The organism is Megasphaera hexanoica (assembly GCF_043520715.1).
GTDB classification, from domain to species: Bacteria; Bacillota; Negativicutes; order Veillonellales; family Megasphaeraceae; genus Megasphaera; species Megasphaera hexanoica.
This window is the reverse complement of the sequence record NZ_CP171361.1, coordinates 2,489,739-2,514,508: the sequence shown is the minus strand read 5'-3', so window position 1 is coordinate 2,514,508 and position 24,770 is coordinate 2,489,739. Positions and strand designations below refer to the sequence as shown.

Here is a 24,770-nt window from a genome sequence, read left to right as displayed (position 1 = left end):
GTCTTATGATAACACGGAATAAGAAATTTTTATTGATGATGATTACCAGTGCTATGGTGACAAGTCCCGTATGGGCTGCAGACACGGCAACAGGCTATGATGCAGATCCCGGACAGACCGTAGAAAAAAAGGTATCCGCTTCAGACATGACCGCAAAAGACGAAGGAAAGCCTATGGCACTCAATACCGTAGTGACCAGTGCTTCAACGCCGGAGACAGAAGCCGTCATGAAGAATGCAAAATCCGGCCTTACGGGGTACGAAACGGATGAAGAACTGGCAGCCATTGCCAAGGGGGAAAAGCCGGAAGACGTACGCAAGCCGGCTGAAAAAGAACAGGTAGAAAAAATTGAGCAGGCTGAACAGGAACGGAAGAGCCAGGTGGCAAAGTCCGTCATCAGCGGCAATACGGGATACGAACAGGGGACGGTCGGTACAGCAGAATCGGCTAAAGAAGAAGGCCTCCCCGGAGCCTCTGTGCCGTACATGGCCGGCCTCGGTGACGTACAAATCGATACGACGATTCCCAAGTATCCTATGGCGGTACTGGAGCCAGGGCAGGAAAGCACCATGCCCTATGGTAATGTTGTCACCGATGAATCCATCGCTCCTTATGCCAATAAAGTGACGACGGCAGTAAGCGTTGGCCCTGTACCGGACCCGGCCATTGAAGCCTACCTGCTGCCGAAATTAGCCATGCGCGTCGGTGATACGGTTAGTGCCGATTATGTCCGCCATGATGTCAATGTCATCGGTTCTACCGGTCTTTTCTCGACGGTCCATCCTTCCTTTACCAACGTGCCGGAAGGGGTGGCCCTGAATTATGCCGTACAGCTCAATCCCGTCATCAACGGTGTAGAAATTACCGGCAATAAAGTCTATAAGACGGAAGCGCTCCAGCAGATGATCCAGTTCGTACCGGGTTCACCGCTGAACAGCACCATCATCAGTAAAGACGTAGCCAACATCAATAATCTCTATGCGAAAGACGGTTATATGTACAGCCATGTATCCAATGCGACGCTGGACAGCAAGGGTATCCTCCATATCGGCATTACGGAATGCCATCTGGAAGATGTCGTCGTCCGCGGTAATACTAAGACAAAATCCCGTGTCGTGACCCGGGAAGTACGCATGAAGAAAGGCGATGTATTCAACCGTGCCGCCGCCAGCCGCAGTGTGGAACGGATTTACAATACGGGCTACTTTGAAGATATCAACGTCCGCATGCTGCCGGGCAAAAAGAATCCCAACGATGTCATCATGGAAATCGACGTCGTCGAAGCCAAGACCGGTCAGATTTCCATTGGCGGCGGTTATTCCCAGTCGAACGGTATGGTAGGCCTGTTGGGGCTTTCGGAAAGCAATTTCCGCGGTACTGGTGACAAGGTAGCCATTAACTGGGAATTTGGCGGTGAAACTGATTCCAATCACAATTACACGTTCTCCTACACCCATCCGTGGCTCAATGACCATGGCGATTCTATCGGCTTCAGCCTGTTCAACCGGGAATACGATTACGAAGATTACGATGAAAAAGGCAATTCCGTTGCCGATTACGACCGGGAAACAAAAGGCTTCAACCTGACCTATGGCCGCGTCCGCAGCGAATACGTCAGCGATTACGTTACGTTGGAAACGAAGCGGACGAAATACGACGAATGGAACAGTGGATTTGACTATAGCAAAGATGGACAGTGGCGTAATGGCAAGGAATATAACTTTAAAGAAATGCATTATCTCGACAAGAACTTTGGCCGGACGAACAGCCTGACCTGGTCCCACGTCTTCGATAACCGCGATAATGTCTACGATCCGACCCGTGGCAAGAGGATTTCCTACACGGCAGCTATTGCCGGCCATGGCCTGGGCGGTGACTTCGATTACTATAAACTGACTTTTGAAAACCGTCTGTACTACAAAGTAGGCCGCAAGCATGTCATTGCCCTGCGCTTTATGGGCGGCTATGCCAACGGCGATATGCCGTACTATGACCTCTTCACTTTGGGCGGCGCCGATAACCTGCGTGGCTATGAAGACGATGAATTCCGTGGCAACAAGATGTATGCGGCGACGGTAGAATACCGCTATCCGATTGCCAAGAAAATCCAAGGCGTCTTCTTTGTCGATGCCGGTTCTGCCTGGGATGGAACGGAAAATATCCCCTGGTATCAGAACGATGACAGTATCCACGTTTCCACCGGTCTCGGATTCCGCATCACGACGCCAATCGGGCCTATCCGCCTGGATTACGGCGTCGGCGACGATGGCGGCAAGTTCCACTTCAGCTTTGGTGGTAAGTTCTGATGTATGCAGACGATAGGTGGGATACGTCGTGTTTCGCACTTGTTTATTGACGATTCTCTTTGTCTGTGCTAGTCTAGGTAGTGCCATAGCGGCACCCGTAACTCATGTGGCGGTACGCGTCTCTTCTCTGGGAGAGGCCATACCGCCTCTTGTCGAGAAGAGGATATGTGCCAGCATTGAGACGATTGGGAACCACGTGTTCCTCGGTGCCGATGACCAGGCCGTGCTGAACCGGCAGGATGAGTATACCCGCATGGTTTACGACATTACGGACCGCGTGCTCATAGGGTATACGGTCGAACATATCGAACTCGTGCCGGGACCGGAAACGATGCTGTCTGTGCAGATCCGCCCCTGGGGAAGTACCATACGCCGGGTACATGTCCGCTTTGACTATGGATCTCTTCCGACATTGGGACAAGAAATGGCTGGCAGGGACCTGACCGGCGTTTCGGCTTTTATTGAAAATCTCCTGACCGGTCTTCCCGTCGATGCTCTGGACTGGGCAAATGGCACGGTCAAGGCTGTTATGGAGACGGAACTGGAGACAGAACTTCCAGAATTTTATCCGCACATTGTCATTACGCCCGGCGCGGATACGACGGTAGAAGTGTATTTTCTGCCGGTACTTCCCGTTGTGCGCAATGTCAACGTCCGCGTCGATGCGGAAAACCTGCCCAAGATCATCTTTCTCAGTACGCGCAAGCATATGGAAGACCGTTATGCAGGCCTGAATGGCCTGCCTGTTGCATTTGTGCGCCGCCATCAGCGCGATGTAGAGCGTGATTTGCAGCAGCATCTGAATGACCAGTGGGTCATAAAGAAATATAAGCTGCGCGTCCTTCCCAGTCTTTCCGTTGCTGAAAATATGGATATCCATTTGAAATCGGAAACGGATTTTTACGATGTCCGCGCACAGGCCTACATAGACGTCAGCAGGGACAGTGATGCCTATCATGATAAAGAAGATAATACGGTCCTGCGGGCCCATGTGGGCAGAAAAATCGGCGAACACCATGAGTTGTATACAGACGTGGAATTCATGCCTGCTTCTGTAGCCTGGAACTTCATTCCCGGTTACGGGTATCAGCCCCGCAAGGGAACTTGGATGGGATATAATTTTGAAAGCCAGGATGACAGCCATCATCTTTGGCTGCGGCAGGAATTAGGGGGCCGCTGGTCTTTCCGGTTCAATAAAGATTTGACAAACCATGATGAAGAGGCGGGACTCTTGTACCGTCTCCATGAATACGTCGGTTTGGAATATATCGTTTCCGGCCACGATACGTGGCTGCGGGTTATTGGCTATTTATAAGGAATTGCAAAGGAGTAATGTTACTATGATGTCAGAAATGGGTAAGAAAAAGAATGTCAAGATTTTTTCCGCTGTCATTGCAGCGATTTTTGTACTGAGTGTTGCCGGCATTGCCGTCATGCAGATGGGCAATCCCGTCAGTGCGGCGCCGTCCAGCAATATCGGCGTCGTCGATATGAGCAAGGTCATTCCGCCCGATAATCAGGATGTAGCCAATGCACAGAAAGAAATGCAGCAGGCCTCGGAAGATGCCAAGAAAAAATTTGAAGAACAGTCCCAGGGTATGACCGATGAACAGAAGAGTCAGCTCTATCAGCAGATTCAGGAAGAAATGACGAAAAAACAAGAAGACATCTATAAGGGCGTCAAAGATAAAGTCGATGAAGCCGTCGGCAGCGTTGCCAGCACGAAAGGCCTGAGCCTTGTCGTCGATAAACGGGCCGTTCTCTATGGTGGTCAGGATATTACAGAACAGGTTTCCAAGAAACTGAGTGAATCCCAGTCCAAGTAAGGATATTGCCATGAAGCGTAATTATGCGGCAGCTGCTGGCGCCGTAGTGCTGGCCTTTTGCCTGGCTGTGGCTTTCTGGATGATGCACAGCCGGACGCCGGCTGTGCCTGTTACAGAAAAAGGGCCGGTCATTGCCTGCGCCGATGTAGAACACATCATGATGAGCCATCCCTCGTACAGCCAGTACCATCGCCTGGAACTGGAATATAATGCGATGGTAGCCCAGTATCAGTTTGAACAGTGGCATTACTCGAAGCAGGCTGCATCCCAGGGGCAGGCGGCGAAAGACTTTTCTATGACCGATGCGTTGTCATCAGCGGCTCTGGATCAGGAATTACAGGCCCGGGTGGCCATTAAACAGAATGAATTGAATGCGGCACTGGAGCAGCGGTATCAGACTCTGATCCGGGAACGCCGGCAGACACAGCCGGCCCTTTCTGATGAAGAAAATCTGAAGATTGTCAATCTCCGGCTGAAACTGGCTGCATTGGCCCTGTCTCCGTCGGAACGTAAGGCAGCAGAACAGGAACTGCAGGCACTGTTGCGCAAAAACGGCGGCGACCATCAGACGGACGCGGCTGCAGCGGCGGATATTGCCGCTGCCATGGCTCCCGATAAGGAAAAAGCACAGAAAGAACTGCAGGCATATGCGCTTCAGGTAAAAGATGAACTGGCGGCCCGGCAGCAATCCAGTCGGGAATTGTTCGCGAAACAAATGGATTCTTTTGGGAAGCGTCCGGAACCGGCTGTCTGGAATGCGGCCTGGAAAGAGAAACTTGAAGCAAAAGAAAAAGAAATGAAGGATCAGAAAGAAGCCATCCTGGCAGATATCCGGGATAAAGCGGCGGCCGTTGCGGAAGAACAGGGAATCGATATCATATTCTCTGAATACGAAGGCATCGGCACGGCGCTGGATGTGACCGATGATATCATTGTCAAGCTGGCATAACAGGAGGCATTATACGAATGAAACGGATAGGTAAACGATTGGCTGCTGTTTTATGCATGATAGCGGCAGTTGCCGTACTCAGCGGCTGCGGTAGTGAAGATAAAGTAGGCTATGTAGATATGAGCCGCGTACAGAAAGAAGCACCGGCCGTACAGCAGTACCAACAGAAGATAGAAGAAAAGGGCAAATCTCTCGATGCCGAACTGCAGCAGGCCCAGCAGTCCATGTCAGCGGAAGATTTCCAGAAGAAACAGCAGCAGGCATTACAGGAAAAGCAGATATACGCAGCCAGTATGCAGCGTCAGTTCATGACCGATATCCAGAGCAAATTAGGGGATATCGCCAAGGATAAAAACGTCGGCATCATCGTCTATAAGGAAGTCGTTCCCAACGGCGGCGTCGATGTAACCGATGATTTGATTGCGAAATTACAATAAAGGGGTTGACTATGTTGAAGAAGACAGTACAGGAGTTGGCCGCCATACTGGGCGGTACGGTGATCGGTGATGGCACGCGGGAAATTGAAGATATCAAGGGGCTGCAGGAAGCAGGTCTGGAGGATATCACCTTTGCAGTAGATCCATATACGGAATATCTGCCTCAGGTTCATGCCGGTGCCGTCATTGTGGAAAAAGAAGTCCCGGCCGGGGATAATACACTCATACTGGTAAAAAATCCGCGCCTGGCTTTTTCCCAGCTCCTGGTGCTCTTCCATCCCCGGCAGACCGTGGCCCGGGGCATTCATCCTACGGCCGTCGTAGATGACAGTGCTGTCCTGGGGGACAATGCCGCTGTCATGGCCTATGCTGTCATTGGCAGGAATGTCAGCATAGGAAAGAACTGCATCATTTATCCCTATGTTTTCATTGGCGATAATGTCTCTATCGGTGACGATGCCGTCATTTATCCCGGTGCTGTCATCCACGAAAACTGCCAGCTCGGAGATCGTCTTGTCGTCCGTGCCCATGCGGTTATCGGCGGTGAAGGTTTTGGCTTTGCTACAAACGAAGGCCGTCATACGCGCATTCCCCAGATTGGCAATGTCAAAATCGGCGATGACGTAGAAATCGGGGCCTGTACGTGCATCGATAATGGAACTCTTGACAGCACCGTTGTCAAACGGGGTACTAAAATAGACAATCTTGTCCATCTCGGCCATAATGTGGAAATCGGGGAAGACTGCTTCATCATAGCCCAGGTAGGGATTGCCGGCAGTACCAAGGCGGGTAATCACTGCATCTTTGCCGGCCAGGTGGGCTGTACAGGCCATATTACCATCGGAGACAATGCTGTTTTTGCGGGAAAGACCGGGATAACCGGCAATGCGGAAGGCAACCAGGTCTATGCCGGATATCCGATGCAGCCTCATATGGAATGGAAACGGTCCCAGGTATATTTGAAACACTTGCCGGACATGGCGAAAAAAATCAAACAGCTGGAAAAGAAAATTGCTGAATTAGAAAAAAAGACAGCTGAATAAGAGGCAGCCTATGTATACATTTATGAAAATACTAAGCTGGATCATATGCCATCTGCCCGAAGGCGTGCGGCGTGCGCTGGGACATTTCCTGGGCTGGTTCTTCTGGACCTTTGTCCCCCGAAAAAGAAAGCGGCTGGCTCAGCAGCAGATATTGGATTGTGGCATTACCGATGATCCGGAAAGAGCCATGGAGATTGCCAAGGCGAGCAGCTGCCGCTTTGGACCTATGATCATCGAGGTGTTATCCTATCCGATTTATACGAAAGAAATATTGGATAAGAAGATTACCTGGCATGGGAAGGAATATCTGGACGAGCTGAAAGAAAGCGGTGAAGGCGCCGTTTTCATGGCTTCTCACGCGGGAAACTGGGAATTATTGGGAGCGGTTCTTGCCATGAACGGTTATCCGCTTATTTCCGTGGCCCAACAGCAGAACAGTCACAGCGCCGATGCTTTTATCAACGAATACCGGGCGATGATGAAACAGCATGTCACGTACAAGACGGGAATCCGCGATATGGTGCGTTTTCTCCAAAATGGCCATTATATCGGTCTCTTGATGGATCAGGATCCGGGATACACAGGCATTATGGTCCGGTTATTCGGCCGTGATACGCTGACGGCTGACGGACCGGCTAAAATGGCAGGAATCAAAAATTATCCGATTATTTCTACGTTTATTCATGAAGACAGACCTTATCATCACGTCATAGACGTGTTGCCGCCCATCCGGCCGTATACGGCGGATCACCGCCTGTCCAAAGAAGAAAAGGAACGCATCGTCTATGCGACGACGCAGGCATTAAATGACCGGCTGGAAGAACGGATCCGGAAATATCCGGAAGACTGGTTCTGGCTTCACAACCGTTGGAAATGGACAAAACGCTATAAAGAAAAGGTAGCAAATGGTGAAATGGCTGCCAGAGGATAATCTGGCCAGAAGGGATTTTTCCGGCAATTCTTTATCCGATGGCAGGTTATAGATGAAAAAATTGGCATACGAAGCAAGTCAGGCTTCGTATGCCAATTTTTTGGGGATTCGTCCATTTATATCCAGCCAAACCTGCGGCAGGCATGGAATATGCCGCCCTTGTCATTGTCATCGGTAATATAATCGGCCCGTTCCTTGAGCTGGGGACGGGCATTTCCCATAGCGATGCGGAAGAAGGGTGATACAAACATGGCGATGTCGTTGAGGCCGTCGCCGAATACGACTACGTCTTCCAGGGGAGCTCCGGCGTGTTCCATGAACCGGCGGATACCGGCACCTTTATCGGTCGGTTCCACGAGATACGTATTGGTAATGTACGGAAGCCGGGAGAGACCATATGTATCCAGAGGCGGATCACCTGCTGCCGGACGGACGTGGACGATTTTATAAATCGTCGTCAGGGAATCGATGTCCACAGGAGTTACATCGGTTTGGAATAATTGCGACTGTCCAAGATGGCGGAACGATTCATATGGCGTATGCCGGACCATTGTATTGTCTGTAAAGACGGCCCAGGGAAGATGGCGCCGTTCCAGTTCGTGGAGAAGGGCCCGGCAGTTGGCGATGGGCAGACCATTCATTTCTATTAGCGTATTATCTATGGTGAGACTATTGCCACCATCACTGACGAGCGATGTGATTCCATACCGACTGGCTGTACGGAAGCCATCACATTGTAATCTGCCCGTAGCAATAGCTACACTGTGTCCGAGCTGGCGCAGGCGGTTCAGACAGTATACCGTATCTGCCGGGATGATTTGTGATATATCAAGTCCCAGGGTACGGTCGATATCAAAAAAGAAATATTTTTTCCTCATGATACAATCCTTTCTATAAAAGAAATATCAAGTAACATTATACGGAGAAACAACGGAATATTCAATTAGTAATCCGTATCATGCACCCGTTTTGGTCAGATACATGGTAAATTATATGTCAAGTCTTGATTTTTTCTATGTATTTGATTATACTAAATGCAAGAGAAAACCCTACTGTGTTCGTAAAATGATCTCGTGTTTTGAACCAACATCTTTTACATTGGGAGTCCGGGCTCTATGGCTGCCAGGCAATGCCTTCACTGGACTGTCGAACTCCATAGGAGGACACCCACCTGCTCAGGCAGGCTCAAAACTTGGTTTATAAACGGCATGGTGGGGCTTCTTTTTCTGTATAATTCATTGTGAAGATTGAGTGCCGCTAAGTTATCTTGGCGGCTTTCTATTTACAGCAGGTGAGAACAAATGAACGGAGACGATTTATTTTCTCTGGCAGCGGAAGAACAGCAGTCTCTCCTGGCCCCTCTTGCCGTGCGTATGCGGCCGGAAACACTGGATGAAATCTGCGGGCAGGATACGCTGATCGGCCCGGGCAGTTTCCTCCGGGCCATGATTGAAAAAGATACGCTGCCCAGTCTTCTCTTTTACGGGCCTTCCGGTGTTGGAAAAACGACGCTGGCCCATGTGATAGCTCATGCGACGCATAGCCGGTTTGTCAAAGTCAATGCCGTTACGGCGGGGACGGCTGAATTGCGCAAGGTCATACAGGAAGCCAGAGATGCCATACAGATGTATCAGAAGCGGACTATCCTTTTCATTGATGAAATACACCGCTTCAATAAAAGCCAGCAGGACGTGCTTTTGCCATATGTAGAAGACGGCACGGTCATTCTTATCGGGGCTACGACAGAAAACCCGTATTTCGAAGTGAACCGGCCGCTTTTGTCGCGTCTGCGTGTCCTCACGTTTTCACCTTTGGGCAGAGAGGATATTGCCAGGATATTGATGCGGGCTCTGACGGACCAGGAAAAGGGCCTGGGCAGTCTGCATATACAGGCTGATGCAGGCGTCTTACAGCTTCTGGCGGATGGGGCAGACTGCGATGCCCGGGCCGGGCTGAATCTCCTGGAACAGGCCTGTATGCTCGTTCCCGAAGGTGGCAGACTAAAAAAAGAGACGGTAGAAAAAGTTATGGGTCATGCACTGTATACGTATGACAAACAAGGTGATGCCCATTATGATACGATTTCTGCCTTTATCAAGAGCATGCGCGGTTCTGACCCCGATGCGGCCCTTCATTATCTGGCCCGCATGATAGAAGCGGGAGAACAGCCTTCTTTTATTGCCCGGCGTCTGGTCATCTGTGCGGCTGAAGACGTAGGCCTGGCAGACCCGCAGGCACTAGTAGTAGCCAACGCGGCTGCCCAGGCGGTAGAACTTGTCGGCTGGCCGGAAGGACGGATTATTTTGTCAGAAGCTGTCATTTACGTAGCCTGCGCGCCCAAGAGCAATAGCGCTTATATGGCGATAGACCGGGCATTGCATGATGTGCGGCGGGGCGGATATGGAGAAATCCCGGCATGGCTCCGCGATGCTCATTATCAGGGAGCTTCTTCTCTGGGACATGGAGCGGGGTATAAATATCCCCATGATTATCCCGGTGGCTGGGTACGGCAGCAGTATCTGCCGGATCCACTCAAAGACCGGCAGTATTATGAAGCAACGAATCACGGAAAAGAAGATGTCATGGCGGAAAAATGGCATAAACGCCGTAGCTGTGATAAATAAGTCAGAATGCATATATGGTTTGGAAGGTGAAAGGTTTGGCACAAGGGAAAACAAGACGCGTGACAAAATCCCGGCCCCGTAAGGCATCGGGAAAGGGTGTGCGCCGTACAACGAAAAAAAAGGATACAGAACCGTCGCTGCTGAAATATGAGATTATTGGCATCGTCCTTTTGTGCTGCGGTATTTTTATGACCGTTGGTATTGTCGGTATTGATACAGGCAGTGCAGGCCATAGTATTGATGGTATCCTGTCCTATATATTTGGCATCGGACGGATTGTTTTTACCCTGTCGATGGTGATTCTGGGGTTGAAATATATCATTTTACGCAAGGCCTGGCCCCTTACGAAGAACTGGCTGGCAGGTACGGCACTCTTTGTGTTGTTCCTGGGCCTTATCCACCTGTTATTTATTCCCCAGGGGGCAGAATTCATGCCGGCCATGCTGCGCGTCGGAGGCGGTGCGGCCGGTGCTGCCGTCGCCTCACTGCTGCGTTCCTTTCTCGGCGAATTTGGCGCCGTTCTGGTCGTTGTGGCCTTAGGGATAGTGACTCTGCTCGTATGGAAAAAATGGTCTATTTCCCGCCCCGTAGCCATCGTTTCGGACAAGGCATCAGAAGAGGTGTCCCGCGTATCCGATAAGGCCGTAGAGGGATTGCAGGAAGCATCCCGTTCTATGCAGCAGTGGCATGAACATCATCATATCTTTGATCTGGAAAAAGAAGAGCAGGAAGAACAGGCGGAAGCGGTAGGAACGGCCCGGACTGACAGGGACGTTCCCGTGGCAGAGGCAGAACCGGTGCCGGCTTTGGAATCCCGTGAGGAAGATAGTCTGCTTCACGGCCCGCGTGTGGATTTTACATCGGAAAAAAGAGATGGATTACTAGAAAACGAAGAATGTATACCAGATCTGACAGAAGAACTGGATATATCACCTGTTTCGGCGGCTCCGGCCGTGCTGCCGCCGGAAGGACGACAGGATGACGACTATGATGACGGACTGCCAGATACGGAGAAACAGCAGGAAGAAGGACAGCCGATGGAACAGCCTGTCCGGGATGTACTGCAGGAAGAACTGGCCGACTTGAAGCCAGTCGAAATCGATGCCCAGTCTACGGCCGTCGATGTGGCGCCCCAGGGGCATTCGGCCGTACCGGTGGCCAAAGGAGAAAATACATACCGCCTGCCGCCGGTGAGCCTGCTCAAACCGGGAAAACCCCTGGCAGAAGGACTGAGTGAGGAAGCCCGTCAGAATGCCGTCATTTTGCAGGAAACACTGAAAAGTTTCAACATTGAAGCCAAAGTGACGAATGCCAGTCAGGGCCCTTCTGTCACCCGTTATGAACTGGAACCGGCAGCTGGGGTGCGCGTGAGCCGGATTGTCGGTCTGGCCGATGACATTGCCCTGAATCTGGCGGCGACACAAGTTTTTATCGAAGCGCCTATTCCCGGGAAGGCTGCCGTGGGCATTGAAGTGCCGAATAAGACCCGTACGGGGGTCAATCTGCGCGATGTCCTCGATACAGATGAATTTAAAAATGCTGCCAGCGGCGTGCCTGTAAGCCTGGGCAAGGATATTGCCGGGAATCCCGTCATTGCCGATCTGACCAAGATGCCTCATCTTCTGGTCGCCGGTACGACCGGGTCCGGCAAGAGTGTCTGCATCAACACGTTTATTGCCAGTATCCTGTTTAAGCAACGGCCGGAAGATGTCAAACTGGTACTGATTGACCCGAAGGTTGTCGAATTATCCGTATACAATGGCATTCCCCATTTGATGACTCCTGTCGTTACCGATCCTAAAAAAGCAGCTAATGCGCTGCGCTGGGCTGTACGGGAAATGGATGATCGTTATAAGCGGTTCTCCCAGGGATTTGCCCGGGATATCAAAAGCTTCAATGAAAAGTATCCTGATGAAGCCATGCCATATGTCGTCATTATCATTGACGAAATGGCCGATCTCATGATGGCGGCCTCCAGTGATGTAGAAGATTCTATCTGTCGTCTGGCGCAGAAGGCCCGTGCCTGCGGTATGCACCTGGTACTGGCTACGCAGCGTCCTTCTGTTGATGTCATTACCGGCCTCATTAAGGCTAATATTCCGAGCCGCATTGCTTTCCGCGTTTCCAGCCAGACCGACTCCCGTACTATCCTGGATATGGGTGGTGCCGAAAAGCTGATTGGCAACGGCGATATGTTTTATTTTCCGACGGGTGCCCCCAAACCCATCCGCGTACAGGGGGCATTTATCTCGGATGCGGAAATCGAACAGCTCGTTACGTTCATAAAAAATCAGAACACGACAGAACCGAAATACGATGAATCCATTCAGCAGTCCGCCGGTGAAAGCAGTGGAGATACGGCCGGATTTTTTGAAGATGAGCTGATGCCCCAGGCCATCGACATGGTCCTGGAAACGGGACAGGCATCTTCTTCCATGCTGCAGCGCCGGTTCCGTGTCGGATTTACCCGGGCGGCCCGCATGATTGATACAATGGAAGCCATGGGAATTGTCGGGCCGAATGAAGGAAATAAGAAACCGCGGGAAATCATCATGTCACCGGCGGAAGTACAGGCAAAATTCTTCCATAAGGACACGTGATATCATTTTTCCGGGGAATAGTATATAATTAACTATGTATGCATGGGCATATTCATATAAGGAGGCGGTTCTTTGTCTTCTATCGGCAGAGTATTACAACAGGAAAGGGAACAGCAGGGGCGTACGCTGAAAGAAGTGTCCGATGCTGTCAATATAAAAGAAGGCTATCTGGATGCCCTGGAAAAGGAAGATTTTGATGTCATCCCTGGTGCCGTATTTGTCAAGGGATTTATCCGGACGTATGCGGAATATCTGGGACTGGATGGAGCCGGACTGGTCACAGCGTATAAAGAAGAGGTCCTGGCGAGGAAACCCAGGCCGGAAGTGCGTCCTGTGGCACAGAGCCCGGAACGGGCAGGAAGGGAAAAGCGGCAGAAGGAACGGAACCGTCAGAGCAAGTGGCAGGGGATAACCATTTTGTCGGGAATTATTTTATTTCTGCTGCTCATTATCTGGTTACTTTTGTAAAAGAGGCAATATATGAACGAGAAATTTCTGGTGACCAGCAGGGCCGATATGGAACGGCGCGGCTGGGATCAATTGGATTTTGTATATATCAATGGCGATGCCTATGTGGATCATCCCGGTTTCGCCGCTGCTGTTATCGGCAGGGTACTGGAGAGCCGCGGGTATCGCGTAGGCATCATTTCCCAACCGGACTGGCATAGTGCAGAACCATTCAAGGCACTGGGACGGCCCCGGCTGGGAGCGCTGATTACGGCGGGCAATCTCGATTCCATGCTCAATGAAAAAACAGCGGCAAAAAAATTTCGCAGCACCGATAATTATTCACCGGGCGGTATAGCCGGGAAACGACCTGAACGGGCTACCATCGTATATGCCAACAGGATGCGCGAGGCTTATAAAGATGTCCCCATCATCATCGGAGGCATTGAGGCCAGTCTGCGACGGTTTGCCCACTACGATTACTGGTCGGATAAAGTACGTCATTCCATATTGCTGGACAGCAAAGCCGATATCCTGAGCTATGGCATGGGGGAACACTCTGTCGTAGAAATTGCCGATGCCCTGGCTGAGGGGAAAAACGTGGCGGAGATGTATCATATCCGGGGTATCTGCTATGTGACCAGCCGGCCGCCTATATCGGAAAAAACTGTACTTTGTCCATCCTATGAGGAGGTGAAGGCAGATAAAAAAGCCTTTGCCCGGGCCTTTAAAATACAGTATGAGGAACAGGATCCTTTCTATGGCCGGACGATTATCCAGCCGTCGGAAAACCGGTATGTCGTTCAGACGCCGCCGGCTCTGCCACTTACGACAGAAGAAATGGACGCCGTCTATGAACTGCCCTTTACACGGCGCTGGCATCCCGATTATGATGATTGTGGCGGTGTGCCGGCCCTGCATGAAGTGCAGTTCAGCCTGACCAGCCACAGGGGATGCTTTGGACATTGTCATTTTTGCGCTATTACCAGTCATCAGGGGCCGATTGTCCAGAACCGCAGCCATGAATCTCTGATCCGGGAGGCCGTGCATATGACACACCTTCCCGGTTTTAAAGGTTATATCCATGATGTAGGCGGCCCGACAGCTAATTTCCGCCATCCGGCCTGTAAAAAGCAACTGACGGCCGGAGTATGCAAAGACCGCCATTGTATCGGCAGTGAAATCTGTCCCAATCTGGACACGTCACATGACGATTATTTGAAGTTATTACAGGAAATCCGCCACATTCCCCACGTCAAAAAGGTGTTTGTCCGCTCCGGACTGCGCTACGATTATCTTTTAGCGGATCACAATAAGAAATTTGTAGAAGAATTATGCCGGTATCACGTCAGCGGACAGCTGAAAGTGGCACCGGAGCATGTCGTAAAGCATGTGACCGATTTAATGGGAAAGGCTGATGTACATGCCTTTCTGACGTTTAAGAAATGGTTTGACGAAGCCAACCGGAAACTGGGAAAAAAGCAGTACCTGGTGCCATATTTTATGTCCAGCCATCCGGGCTGTACTCTGGCCGACGCCATTACATTGGCGGAATTTTTGCGGGATATGCATATGCAGCCGGAACAGGTACAGGATTTCATCCCTACTCCGGGGAGTCTCTCGACGGCTATGTATTACACGGGCATGAATCCACTGACGGGGGAAAAAGTTTACGTAGCCCGGCGGCCGGAAGAAAAACAGATGCAGCGGGCTCTGATGCAGTACAAGAATCCGGCCAATTATGATATTGTCTACAAGGCGCTGTGCATAGCCGGACGGCGGGATCTTATCGGCTATGGCAGTCACTGCCTGATTCCGCCCCGCCGGCCGGGAAAAGCGCGGATGGAAAAGACTGCAGGAAGGGCAGGGAACCGCCGGCCCGGAAACCCGGGGCGGAAGGGCAGAACGCTTCAAGACCGGCAGCGCCATGGATTCAGGTGATTTCATGAAAAAATATGTACCGACACTGGCTATTGTACTGTTTGTACTGGCTGTGCTCGGATTCAGCAATATATTACTGGAAAAACAACAGGAAGAGAAAGCACAGGATGCATACCGGGCCGAACGGCATCTTGTCGTGTATTCCGATATGCCAGCCGACGTCAACAGTGCTCTGGCCAGGAAGTTTTACAGAGATACGGGACTGCGCGTACAGATTGAAACGCGTACCGATAGTGAACTGCAGTCGCTGGCTGACGATGCAGCGTCTGATGCCGGGCCGGACATGGTCATTGCTTCCGAACCGGTATTGAAGGATCTGCAACAGGCCTCGATATTCGTTCCCTATGCGTCACTGGCTACGGAAAGCGTTCCCTATTCGTTTAAAGATGCAGATGGATATTGGACAGGTGCCTGGTATGATCCTATGGTTTTCGTCGTGAGCAAGGCATATTACGAACGCCGTGGCAGTGAACTGGAAACCTGGGATGATCTGCTGACTGATCCGAATATGGTCCTGGCTTTTCCCGATCTGGCAGCGACGGATATGGCAGGAGACTTTCTCTGTTCGTATGTAGAAATTGCAGGGACAGCAGAAGCCAGCCGGTACTTTAAGGCTCTGCAGCCTCATATTGCATCGTATGCCAAGACGATGTCTCCCATCGTGCGCCGCGTTGCTGCCGGTGAAGCCGATATGGGTGTTGCCAGTGCTATGACTGTCCGTCAGTTCCTGCGGGATAAAGCGCCGGTTGTCATGCTGTATCCCCAGAATGGGACATCCTACTGGCTGTACGGCAGGGGAACGACGAAATGGTGTACCGATACGGAACTGGCTCCCGTCTTTGCCGACTGGCTGCTGTCGCGGAGCGCCCTGGCACTGCTGCATCAGAATACACTGTTTTTGACGACAGCCAGCGATGTGCTGCCGAAAGAATTAGATGGACGCAACCGGTATCCTGTGCTTTTCCCTGTCCGCAAATTGTATACGGATCAGGGACGGAAAAATGTACAGGATTGGTGGATTAAAACTATTCGATTTGGAAAGGAACCATAAGTTACATGGAAAAAATAGGATTTGTCAGTCTGGGTTGTTCAAAAAATCTCATTGATACAGAAGTGATGCTGGGCATTTTGCGGGACCGCCATATGGAAATCACCGATGACCTTGAAGAGGCGGATATCATCATTGTAAATACGTGCACGTTTATTGAAAAAGCAAAGCAGGAATCAATTGATACGATTCTCCAGGCAGCCAGATATAAGACAGAAGGCCGTTGTCAGATACTGATTGTAACAGGCTGTCTCAGCCAGCAGTATAAAGAAGAACTGATGAAAGAAATGCCTGAGATCGATGCTTTGCTGGGAACGGGATCATGGGACCGGATCTGGGATGCCATCGATACCGTCAAAAAAGGAAGAAAAGCCTGTTTTATGGATAATGTCAGCCATTTGTATAATCAGAATACGAGCCGGCTGCGTACGACACCATCTTACAGTGCTTACGTCAAGATCGGGGAAGGCTGCAATAACGGTTGTTCCTTCTGCATCATTCCCCATGTCCGGGGACGCTTATACAGCCGTCCTGTCGATTCGGTCGTGGCAGAAGTCCGGCAGCTGGCTGATGACGGAGTGAAAGAAATCAATCTCATTGCACAGGATACGACTAGTTATGGCGTCGATCTGGCCGGTCATTCCCTGCTGCCGGAACTGTTGCGCCGCCTGGTAAAAATAGATGGCATCCGCTGGATCCGCCTGTTTTATCTCTATCCGCATTACTTTACAGACGAACTGATGGAACTGATCGTCAAGGAAGATAAAATCTGCCCGTATGTCGATCTGCCGCTGCAGCATATTTCCCAGTCTGTGCTGGAACGCATGAACCGCCGCGATTCGGAAGAAGATGTGCGCCATCTCATGAAAAAGTTATGCAGTCATGGCCGTAAACTGACATTGCGGTCCACGTTCATTGTAGGTTTTCCCGGTGAAACAGAAGAAGAGTTCCGCCAGCTTTGCGATTTCGTCAGAGAAACGGAATTCGATGATGTAGGCGTCTTTACCTACAGCCGTGAAGACGGGACGCCGGCAGCTCGGATGGATAATCAGATTCCTGAAGAAGTCAAAGAGGAACGTTATCATCAGCTCATGGCTATCCAGGCAAAAGTGTCGGAACATCGCAATCAGGAACTGGAAGGTTCCCTTCATACGATGCTCGTCGAACGGGTGGAAGAGGAACAGGGAATCTGTCAGGCTGTGGGGCGTATTGAAATTCAGGCTCCCGATGTAGATGGTCTGACGTATCTGGAAAACGCCGAAGGCGTACAGCCGGGAGATATGATTCCCGTGCGGATTTCCCAGGGATTCGCCTACGATTTGGTAGCCGAACGAGCTGAATGATGAGGTGACACTATGTTTGTCGAAGTGGTGACGACGGGCTCGGAACTTCTCCTGGGTGAAATCGTCAATGAAAATTCCCGCTACCTTTCGCGGGAACTGAATGCTCTTGGGTATTCTGTCATATATCATACGACAGTCGGTGATAATCCGGAACGCATGGAAGGGGTACTGCGCACGGCTCTGCAACGGGCTGATATCGTTATAACGACAGGCGGTCTTGGCCCGACACAGGGCGATATGACAAAAATCATCGGTGCCAGGGTAATGGGGGTCCCCCTCGTGTATCATGAAGAAATTGCGGAAGCCATCGGGGAGTGGGTTACGGCTCATCACCCGGACCGGGAGTTGACGGAAAACCAGAAACGGCAGGCTATGATACCGGAAGGCGCTGTCGTTTTTTCCAATGGTGCCGGAACAGCTCCGGGAACGGCCCTGAAAAAAGGTGAAAAACTGCTGGTCCATCTTCCTGGGCCGCCGCTGGAAATGCGCTGGATGTACGAACACCGCCTGAAGCCGTATCTGATCCGGACATTCGGTTCCCAGGGACACATCGAGTCATTGTATATGAAAATATATGACATGGGAGAGGCCTTTATTGAAGACAAGCTGATGGATCTTATTAAAGGGCAGTCCAATCCGACACTGGCCATGTATGCACGGCCCGGTTTTGTGGAAGTACGGATAACGGCCAGGGCACAGACGGAAGAAGAAGCGAGGGCATTGATGGAACCCGTTCGGCAGGAATTGCAGAAACGGCTCCACCGGGCCGCTGTAACCTATAATCAGGAAACGATGGCAGCCCTTCTGGGACGGATCCTGAAAGAAAAAAAAATGACGGTCAGCGCGGCAGAGTCCTGTACGGGAGGCCTTGTAGGATCCCTTATCACCGACGTCGCCGGCAGCTCGGCTTATTTTCTTGGGTCGGCTGGCACGTATTGCAATGCCATGAAGGAACACATTCTCGGTGTATCGGCGGATACGCTGGCTGCCTATACGGAAGTCAGCTCCCAGACGGCTGCTGAAATGGCCGATGGCAGCCGTCGGTTATATGGTTCGGATCTGGCCATCAGCACGACGGGAATTGCCGGTCCATCCGGCGGCAGCAGAGAAAAACCTGTTGGCCTGGTCTATACGGGGATTTCCGGTCCGCGGGGGACCGTAACCCATAAGGATATCTATCCCGGCGACCGGACAGAAGTAAAGCGCCGTGCCGCGACACGGGCTGTCTATTATGCCGTTCAATATCTTTTGGAACATACAGAACAGGAGTAGACTATGGAAGAAAAACAAACAGCACTGGAAAATGCTATGCGCAAAATTGAAAAAGATTTTGGCAAAGGAGCTATCATGCGCCTTGGCGACATAGCGGACAAAATGAATATCGAAGTAATTTCATCAGGGTCCCTTGCCGTCGATCTGGCTGTCGGTGTCGGAGGATATCCCCGCGGCAGGGTCATCGAAATTTATGGACCGGAATCTTCCGGGAAAACGACGCTGGCTCTCCATGCCATTGCCTCGGCACAAAAAGGAGGCGGCATTGCCGCGTTTATCGATGCGGAACATGCGCTCGATCCGGTATATGCCCGTCATCTTGGCGTCGATACGGCCAATCTGCTCGTTTCCCAGCCGGATAACGGGGAACAGGCCCTGGAAATCACGGAAGAACTCGTACGCAGCGGTGCCGTCGATATTATCGTCGTGGACTCTGTCGCAGCCCTGGTACCTAAAGCCGAAATTGAAGGAGAAATGGGCGATTCCCACGTGGGCCTTCAGGCGCGCCTCATGAGCCAGGCCCTGCGTAAATTGACGGGTATTATTTCAAAATCCAAGGCTATCGTTATTTTCATTAACCAGCTCCGTGAAAAAGTCGGCGTCATGTTTGGCAATCCTGAAACGACGACCGGCGGCAGGGCACTCAAATTCTATGCTTCTATCCGCATGGAAATCCGCAAGGGGGAAGCCATCAAGCAGGGCGGTGAAGTCATTGGCAACCGTGCACGGGTAAAAGTCGTCAAAAATAAGGTGGCGCCGCCATTCCGCAACTGTGAATTCGATATTATGTACGGGACGGGGATTTCCCGGGAAGGGACTATCCTCGACCTGGGGACATCAATGGACATTATCGAAAAAAGCGGGACCTGGTATTCCTACAAGGGCGAACGACTGGGACAGGGGAAGGAAAATGTCAAACTGTTCTTGAAAGATCATCCTGAAATCGCCGACGAAGTGGAACATATCATCCGCGATACACTGGCGGCAGAACCAGAAAAATTCGATGCTGTCGTCGAAGAAGTCCATGAAGCAGAAGAAGCCGGCGCGGCTGAAAGCCTGGCAGAACCTTCCGGAGAAGCCTGATAATGGATTATAATGAAGCCTATGCCAGGGCACTGCGGCTGCTGAATATCCGTTTTCTCAGTGAAGGCGAACTGCGCCGCAAACTGCAGGTCCGTGGCACGGGAAATGAAGTCATTGACGACGTTCTGGAGACACTGCGGCAGGAACATTTTGTGGACGACCAGCGCCTGGCAGAGGCCGTGTATGCTTACTATGCCCGTAAAGGACAATACGGCCACCGCTACATTGTCAGCCGGTTGCAGAAGCGGCAGCTGCCAGTGCCGGAGAACACACCCTGCGTCGATGAAATGACCGTGGCGGAACAACTGGTATCCCGGCGTTTCAAAGAAGGAACAGAGCCGCGCAAGATTGCCCGGTTTCTTCAGTACCGTGGTTTTTCTCCCTCTGTCATCAGGGAAATCCTCAGTGGCTTTGGCTGGTAAAACGTGGTCATTATGCTATTGGCTGGCGTATAAATTATTCATATGGTCTATGAGTTTACCTTGACATCAGTATAAAAAAAATTTACAATTATAAGAGCCGGTTTTCTATACTGGTCATATATTTTGCATAATTGCAGGTTTTTTGAAAATGATGTAAATGAAATAATTACACATATAAAAAGCCGGACGCATGTTCGGCTTTTTATGGTGAAAAGGGGGTGAAAACTGAATATGTTAGCTATCATTGCTGCAGCCGTAGCTTGTGGAATCATTGGTGTCGGGACGGGCTATTTTTACCGCATGAAAATTGCCGAAGGCAAAATTGGCAAGGCGGAAGTAGAAGCGGAACGCATTATCTCTACGGCACGGCAGAATGCAGAATCACGGAAAAAGGAATTGGTCCTCGAAGGAAAGGAAGAGGTCCATAAGCTGCGCAGTGATGCGGAACGGGAAAATAAGGAACGCAGAAATGAATTGCAGCGCATGGAACGACGCCTGTTGCAGAAGGAAGAACATCTGGATAAGAAATCCGATTCCATGGAAAAACGCGATGAAGCTTTGCAGCGCAAAGAAGAAGAAATCACCAGGACACAGGAAAAGATTGAGTTGCTGCACAGCCAGCAGATGGAAGAACTGGAACGTATTTCCAGCCTTACCTATGATGAAGCCAAGGAACTCTTGCTGAACAACGTAAAAACGGAAGTTAAGCATGAAACGGCGATGCTCATCAAAAGCCTGGAAGAACAAGCTAAGGAAGAAGCGGAAGGAAAAGCCCGCGAAATCATTTCTACAGCTATTCAGCGCTGCGCTGCTGACCATGTAGCCGAAACGACCGTCTCTGTCGTAGCACTGCCGAATGATGAAATGAAAGGCCGCATCATTGGCCGTGAAGGCCGCAATATCCGGGCTATTGAAACGCTGACCGGTGTGGACCTGATCATTGACGATACGCCGGAAGCCGTTATCTTATCTTGTTTTGATCCTATTCGTCGTGAAGTAGCCCGCATTGCACTGGAAAAGCTGATTGCTGATGGGCGTATTCATCCGGCACGGATAGAAGAAATGGTAGAAAAAGCCCGTAAAGAGGTCAACCAGAAAATACGGGAAGCCGGTGAACAGGCGACGTATGAAACGGGTGTACATGGGCTGCATCCGGAACTGGTTAAAATACTGGGCCGTCTCCGGTACCGTACGAGTTATGGACAGAATGTCCTGCGCCATTCCATTGAAGTGTCCCAGCTGGCAGGTGTTATGGCAGCTGAACTGGGCGTTGATGAAAACCTCGCTAAGCGGGCAGGCCTTATTCATGATATTGGCAAGGCGCTGGATCATGAAATGGAAGGAACTCATGTGTCTATCGGCACAGAAGTTGCCAAGAAATATGGCGAATCAAAACTGGTAGTCAACTGCATTGCATCGCATCATGGTGATGAAGAACCGAAGAGCGTAGAAGCCGTCCTCGTTTCGGCAGCTGATGCTGTTTCGGCGGCACGGCCGGGAGCAAGACGGGAAACACTGGAAAATTATCTGAAGCGCCTCACAAAACTCGAAGAGATTGCCGAATCCTTCGATGGAGTAGAAGATTGCTTTGCTATACAGGCTGGCCGCGAAATCCGCGTAATGGTCAAGCCTGAAAAACTGGATGAAGCCGATTGTGTGCTCCTCGTTCACAACATTGTGAAACGTATTGAAGCAGAACTGGAATATCCGGGACAGATTAAAGTGGTAGTCATCCGGGAAACCCGGATGATTGATTATGCAAAATAAGAGGAAATACAGCCCCCGCCGCTGCCGACGGGGGTATTTTTTTAGAAACGGACTGATTTAAAAAGTTTTTTGAAAAAAGACTTGCCAAACCACAATGCACATGGTATAATTGTTTTCGTTCGAGGCACTAAGCCTTGGATATATGAAACGGCCTCGTGGTGTAGCGGTTTAACATGTCGCCCTGTCACGGCGAAGATCGTCGGTTCAAATCCGATCGAGGTCGCCATATTTGCTCAGGTAGCTCAGTCGGTAGAGCAGGGGACTGAAAATCCCCGTGTCGGCGGTTCAATTCCGTCCCTGAGCACCAATTATAAGCGGAAGTAGCTCAGTGGTAGAGCACCACCTTGCCAAGGTGGGGGTCGCGAGTTCGAGCCTCGTTTTCCGCTCCATATTATGGCGGCATAGCCAAGCGGTAAGGCAGAGGTCTGCAAAACCTTCATCCCCAGTTCGATTCTGGGTGCCGCCTCCATAATTTTCTTTTTACGTCATGCCGAGGTGGCGGAACTGGCAGACGCAACGGACTTAAAATCCGTCGGATAGAAATATCCGTACCGGTTCGATTCCGGTCCCCGGCACCATTTAAACAACACATTGCACTGAGCATAATGGGTTTCGGCTGATGGCTCTGGCAACTTAAAGGTTTGGATGTAAATCCAAGCCTTTTTTGTAATTATGCTTTATGAGTGTTCTTTCATGACGGGATTGGCGGTATTTATGGAAGAATATCGATACAAAGTATCGGATTTTGAAGGTCCTCTGGACCTGCTGCTGTATTTGATTGAAAAAAACAAGGTCGATATTTATAATATCCCCATCGTCACGATTACGGACCAGTTCAATGAATATGTCCGGCAGATCGATACATTCGATGTCAATTATGCCAGCAAATTTTTTGTCATGGCAGCTACGCTGCTGCAGATAAAATCCCGGCTCCTGCTTCCTAAACCACCCAGACGGGAAGAAGAGGAAGAAGATCCGCAGGAAGTCCTCATCCGGCAGCTGGTAGAATATAAACGGATGAAGCAGATTGCTTCTGTCGTAGCTGATTTATGGGATAAGAGACAACTGATGGAAAGCCGGGAGCGGACACCGATGCCGTTCGAGAAACAGTTTTCCGGCCATATTGATAAAAAAGCACTCTATGCAGCTTTTCAGGCGGTCTATGAGGCTCTTCCCGGTAAAAAGACGGTGGAAATTCATTTGCAGCAGGAAATATACAGTGTCAGCGAATGTATGCAGCGCGTAGAATATGTACTGCACCAGGCACTGCGGCCTGTCCCTGTGCGGCGGATTTTTCAGAGCTGCCGTACGCGGACGGAACTGATTGTTGTCTTTTTAGCTGTGTTGGAATTGCTGAAAATCGGCCGGTGCTGTACGCTGTCAGAAGGAGAGGATGGAAATGCAGCATCCCTGCGATATATCCCGCATGGAGCATCATGAACCGACGGCGGTGCTGGAAGCGCTGCTGTTTCTCAGTGGCCAGCCATTGAGCCTGCCGGATTTGTGTGCCCATACCGGCTGGGGCAAAGACAAGGCAGAGCAGACTGCTCGTACGCTGGCAGCTATTCTGCGGGATGAAAAACGCGGCCTGACTCTCATCCAGGTGGCTGGCGGATATCAGCTGGTTACACGTCCGGAACTGCATGATGAATTGCAGTGGGTCCATAAGACGACAACCGAATTATCTCCTATGGCGCTGGAAGTGCTGGCAATCGTTGCCTTCAGGCAGCCTGTGACCCGGGCTGATATTGAAAAAATACGGGGCGTTTCCTCAGAACGCCTGGTAGCGTCACTGCTGCAACAGGGGCTGATCCGTGATCTGGGGCGGAAAGATACGCCGGGACGGCCTATTATATACGGTACCAGCGCTTATTTTCTGGAATGCATCGGCATGGATTCCCTGTCTGATCTGGCCCGGCAGGTACCGAAAGAATTATTGCAGGATCAGGAAACAGATGGGGAGACAATAGAGACAGTGAAAGAGAACGTATCTACGGAGGCAGAACATGAAGGAACGCTTACAAAAAGTAATGAGTAACTGTGGCGTCGCCTCGCGGCGGGCATCGGAACAGATGATTCTCGATGGCCGTGTGCGGGTCAATGGCGTTATCGTCCGGGAGCTGGGAACGAAGGCAGACCCTGAAACCGATATTATACTGGTAGATGGAAAACGGTTGGAAGCAGAAAAGAAATTGTATTATCTGTTCAACAAGCCCAAAGGAGTCATTACGACTGCCCACGATGACCAGGGCCGCGAAACCGTCATGGATTATTTCAAGAAGATTACCGAACGGATTTATCCTGTAGGCCGTCTGGACCAGAATACAGAAGGGCTGCTGCTCATGACAAATGACGGGGAATTGGCTAATATCCTCATGCACCCCAGCAAGCTCGTCGATAAGACGTATGAAGTGAAAATTAAAGGGCATATCGCCGATACGGTACTCCAGCAGCTGGCTGATGGTGTGGAATTAGAAGATGGCATGACAGCACCGGCTATCGTCTGCTATAATGGATACGATAATCATACGGGCATCACGAATGTGGAAATTACTATTCATGAAGGCCGGAACCGTCAGGTACGCCGTATGTTTGAACACTTTGGCTTTAAAGTACATAATCTCCGGCGTGTCCAGTATGCGTTCCTGACATTGAGCGGGGTCAAGCGGGGATCTTACCGGTCTCTTACAGCAGAGGAAATAAAGGAATTATACAAGTATAAATAAGGTGT

The 24,770-nt window shown here is 50.7% G+C and carries 21 protein-coding genes, 5 tRNA genes and 1 other RNA gene; 26 read left to right on the top strand and 1 reads right to left on the bottom strand.

Going from position 1 to position 24,770, the window contains the following annotated elements:
* The first annotated feature begins 5 nt into the window (after positions 1-5).
* Genes ACGTIC_RS12315 through ACGTIC_RS12285 form a run of 7 tightly spaced genes read left to right on the top strand, consistent with a single transcriptional unit; the run spans position 6 to position 7,492 of the window.
* Positions 6-2,306 carry an outer membrane protein assembly factor gene (locus tag ACGTIC_RS12315; RefSeq protein ID WP_113855108.1) on the top strand — a complete coding sequence of 767 codons (2,301 nt, stop codon included), beginning with the start codon at positions 6-8 and terminating at the stop codon, positions 2,304-2,306.
* A gap of 28 nt (positions 2,307-2,334) precedes the next feature.
* Positions 2,335-3,621, top strand: coding sequence for a hypothetical protein (locus ACGTIC_RS12310; protein WP_257536602.1), 1,287 nt, complete (start codon positions 2,335-2,337; stop codon positions 3,619-3,621).
* A 25-nt stretch (positions 3,622-3,646) separates the two neighbouring features.
* Entirely contained in the window at positions 3,647-4,132 is a 486-nt protein-coding gene (locus ACGTIC_RS12305; protein ID WP_059075544.1) for an OmpH family outer membrane protein, read from the top strand.
* A gap of 10 nt (positions 4,133-4,142) precedes the next feature.
* Positions 4,143-5,081 carry an OmpH family outer membrane protein gene (locus tag ACGTIC_RS12300; protein WP_113855106.1) on the top strand — a complete coding sequence of 313 codons (939 nt, stop codon included), beginning with the start codon at positions 4,143-4,145 and terminating at the stop codon, positions 5,079-5,081.
* A gap of 17 nt (positions 5,082-5,098) precedes the next feature.
* On the top strand, positions 5,099-5,518 hold the full coding sequence (locus ACGTIC_RS12295; RefSeq protein WP_113855105.1) for an OmpH family outer membrane protein: 420 nt from the start codon (positions 5,099-5,101) through the stop codon (positions 5,516-5,518).
* A 14-nt stretch (positions 5,519-5,532) separates the two neighbouring features.
* Positions 5,533-6,561, top strand: coding sequence for a UDP-3-O-(3-hydroxymyristoyl)glucosamine N-acyltransferase (lpxD, locus tag ACGTIC_RS12290; protein WP_113856483.1), 1,029 nt, complete (start codon positions 5,533-5,535; stop codon positions 6,559-6,561).
* 10 nt (positions 6,562-6,571) lie between these two features.
* Positions 6,572-7,492 carry a lysophospholipid acyltransferase family protein gene (locus ACGTIC_RS12285; protein WP_113855104.1) on the top strand — a complete coding sequence of 307 codons (921 nt, stop codon included), beginning with the start codon at positions 6,572-6,574 and terminating at the stop codon, positions 7,490-7,492.
* Positions 7,493-7,608: 116 nt separating this feature from the next.
* On the opposite strand, the gene ACGTIC_RS12280 is transcribed toward ACGTIC_RS12285, so the two are convergent.
* On the bottom strand, positions 7,609-8,370 hold the full coding sequence (locus ACGTIC_RS12280; RefSeq protein WP_059075549.1) for an HAD hydrolase family protein: 762 nt from the start codon (positions 8,368-8,370) through the stop codon (positions 7,609-7,611).
* Between the two features lie 165 nt (positions 8,371-8,535).
* On the opposite strand from ACGTIC_RS12280, the gene ssrS reads away from it, so the two are divergent.
* The 19 genes from ssrS (at position 8,536) to ACGTIC_RS12185 (ending at position 24,765) form a co-directional block, all read left to right on the top strand.
* Positions 8,536-8,714: non-coding RNA, 6S RNA (ssrS, locus tag ACGTIC_RS12275), on the top strand.
* 79 nt (positions 8,715-8,793) lie between these two features.
* The gene (locus ACGTIC_RS12270) at positions 8,794-10,116 is read left to right on the top strand and encodes a replication-associated recombination protein A (RefSeq protein WP_113855103.1); all 1,323 of its coding nucleotides are present in this window, start codon (positions 8,794-8,796) and stop codon (positions 10,114-10,116) included.
* Positions 10,117-10,151: 35 nt separating this feature from the next.
* A complete protein-coding gene (locus ACGTIC_RS12265) occupies positions 10,152-12,716 on the top strand; it encodes a DNA translocase FtsK (protein ID WP_257536601.1) in 2,565 nt (854 codons plus the stop codon).
* Positions 12,717-12,788: 72 nt separating this feature from the next.
* Positions 12,789-13,184, top strand: coding sequence for a RodZ family helix-turn-helix domain-containing protein (locus ACGTIC_RS12260; protein WP_257536600.1), 396 nt, complete (start codon positions 12,789-12,791; stop codon positions 13,182-13,184).
* A 12-nt stretch (positions 13,185-13,196) separates the two neighbouring features.
* Entirely contained in the window at positions 13,197-15,104 is a 1,908-nt protein-coding gene (locus ACGTIC_RS12255; protein ID WP_113855101.1) for a YgiQ family radical SAM protein, read from the top strand.
* Between the two features lie 4 nt (positions 15,105-15,108).
* Positions 15,109-16,155, top strand: a complete 1,047-nt coding sequence (locus ACGTIC_RS12250) for an ABC transporter substrate-binding protein (protein WP_075581457.1) — start codon at positions 15,109-15,111, stop codon at positions 16,153-16,155.
* Positions 16,156-16,160: 5 nt separating this feature from the next.
* A complete protein-coding gene (gene rimO, locus ACGTIC_RS12245; RefSeq protein WP_113855100.1) occupies positions 16,161-17,495 on the top strand; it encodes a 30S ribosomal protein S12 methylthiotransferase RimO in 1,335 nt (444 codons plus the stop codon).
* 12 nt (positions 17,496-17,507) lie between these two features.
* Positions 17,508-18,767: a competence/damage-inducible protein A gene (locus ACGTIC_RS12240; RefSeq protein WP_059075553.1), complete on the top strand. Its 1,260-nt coding sequence runs from the start codon at positions 17,508-17,510 to the stop codon at positions 18,765-18,767.
* 3 nt (positions 18,768-18,770) lie between these two features.
* Positions 18,771-19,850, top strand: a complete 1,080-nt coding sequence (gene recA, locus ACGTIC_RS12235) for a recombinase RecA (protein WP_075581456.1) — start codon at positions 18,771-18,773, stop codon at positions 19,848-19,850.
* A gap of 2 nt (positions 19,851-19,852) precedes the next feature.
* Entirely contained in the window at positions 19,853-20,272 is a 420-nt protein-coding gene (locus ACGTIC_RS12230) for a regulatory protein RecX (RefSeq protein WP_059075555.1), read from the top strand.
* 231 nt (positions 20,273-20,503) lie between these two features.
* Complete coding sequence (gene rny / locus ACGTIC_RS12225) at positions 20,504-22,039, top strand: ribonuclease Y (protein WP_113855099.1); 1,536 nt, start codon at positions 20,504-20,506, stop codon at positions 22,037-22,039.
* A gap of 149 nt (positions 22,040-22,188) precedes the next feature.
* Positions 22,189-22,265 (top strand) — tRNA-Asp (locus ACGTIC_RS12220).
* 5 nt (positions 22,266-22,270) lie between these two features.
* Positions 22,271-22,346, top strand: a tRNA-Phe gene (locus tag ACGTIC_RS12215).
* Positions 22,347-22,353: 7 nt separating this feature from the next.
* Positions 22,354-22,428, top strand: a tRNA-Gly gene (locus ACGTIC_RS12210).
* 6 nt (positions 22,429-22,434) lie between these two features.
* A tRNA-Cys gene (locus tag ACGTIC_RS12205) sits at positions 22,435-22,508 on the top strand.
* Between the two features lie 20 nt (positions 22,509-22,528).
* Positions 22,529-22,617, top strand: a tRNA-Leu gene (locus tag ACGTIC_RS12200).
* 115 nt (positions 22,618-22,732) lie between these two features.
* Complete coding sequence (locus tag ACGTIC_RS12195) at positions 22,733-23,479, top strand: ScpA family protein (protein ID WP_236699619.1); 747 nt, start codon at positions 22,733-22,735, stop codon at positions 23,477-23,479.
* Positions 23,433-24,077, top strand: coding sequence for an SMC-Scp complex subunit ScpB (gene scpB, locus ACGTIC_RS12190; protein WP_083237050.1), 645 nt, complete (start codon positions 23,433-23,435; stop codon positions 24,075-24,077). Before ACGTIC_RS12195 ends, scpB begins: the two co-directional genes overlap by 47 nt.
* Complete coding sequence (locus ACGTIC_RS12185; RefSeq protein ID WP_075581453.1) at positions 24,046-24,765, top strand: pseudouridine synthase; 720 nt, start codon at positions 24,046-24,048, stop codon at positions 24,763-24,765. Before scpB ends, ACGTIC_RS12185 begins: the two co-directional genes overlap by 32 nt.
* Positions 24,766-24,770 lie beyond the last annotated feature (5 nt).

Coding starts and splice junctions, on each gene's coding strand:
- ACGTIC_RS12255 (WP_113855101.1), top strand. CDS start 13,197: ATGAACGAGAAATTTCTGGTGACCAGCAGGGCCGATATGGAACGGCGC.
- ACGTIC_RS12315 (WP_113855108.1), top strand. CDS start 6: ATGATAACACGGAATAAGAAATTTTTATTGATGATGATTACCAGTGCT.
- ACGTIC_RS12250 (WP_075581457.1), top strand. CDS start 15,109: ATGAAAAAATATGTACCGACACTGGCTATTGTACTGTTTGTACTGGCT.
- ACGTIC_RS12300 (WP_113855106.1), top strand. CDS start 4,143: ATGAAGCGTAATTATGCGGCAGCTGCTGGCGCCGTAGTGCTGGCCTTT.
- rny (WP_113855099.1), top strand. CDS start 20,504: ATGTTAGCTATCATTGCTGCAGCCGTAGCTTGTGGAATCATTGGTGTC.
- ACGTIC_RS12285 (WP_113855104.1), top strand. CDS start 6,572: ATGTATACATTTATGAAAATACTAAGCTGGATCATATGCCATCTGCCC.
- ACGTIC_RS12240 (WP_059075553.1), top strand. CDS start 17,508: ATGTTTGTCGAAGTGGTGACGACGGGCTCGGAACTTCTCCTGGGTGAA.
- ACGTIC_RS12295 (WP_113855105.1), top strand. CDS start 5,099: ATGAAACGGATAGGTAAACGATTGGCTGCTGTTTTATGCATGATAGCG.
- scpB (WP_083237050.1), top strand. CDS start 23,433: ATGGAAATGCAGCATCCCTGCGATATATCCCGCATGGAGCATCATGAA.
- ACGTIC_RS12185 (WP_075581453.1), top strand. CDS start 24,046: ATGAAGGAACGCTTACAAAAAGTAATGAGTAACTGTGGCGTCGCCTCG.
- rimO (WP_113855100.1), top strand. CDS start 16,161: ATGGAAAAAATAGGATTTGTCAGTCTGGGTTGTTCAAAAAATCTCATT.
- ACGTIC_RS12195 (WP_236699619.1), top strand. CDS start 22,733: ATGACGGGATTGGCGGTATTTATGGAAGAATATCGATACAAAGTATCG.
- recA (WP_075581456.1), top strand. CDS start 18,771: ATGGAAGAAAAACAAACAGCACTGGAAAATGCTATGCGCAAAATTGAA.
- ACGTIC_RS12280 (WP_059075549.1), bottom strand. CDS start 8,370: ATGAGGAAAAAATATTTCTTTTTTGATATCGACCGTACCCTGGGACTT.
- ACGTIC_RS12230 (WP_059075555.1), top strand. CDS start 19,853: ATGGATTATAATGAAGCCTATGCCAGGGCACTGCGGCTGCTGAATATC.
- ACGTIC_RS12305 (WP_059075544.1), top strand. CDS start 3,647: ATGATGTCAGAAATGGGTAAGAAAAAGAATGTCAAGATTTTTTCCGCT.
- ACGTIC_RS12270 (WP_113855103.1), top strand. CDS start 8,794: ATGAACGGAGACGATTTATTTTCTCTGGCAGCGGAAGAACAGCAGTCT.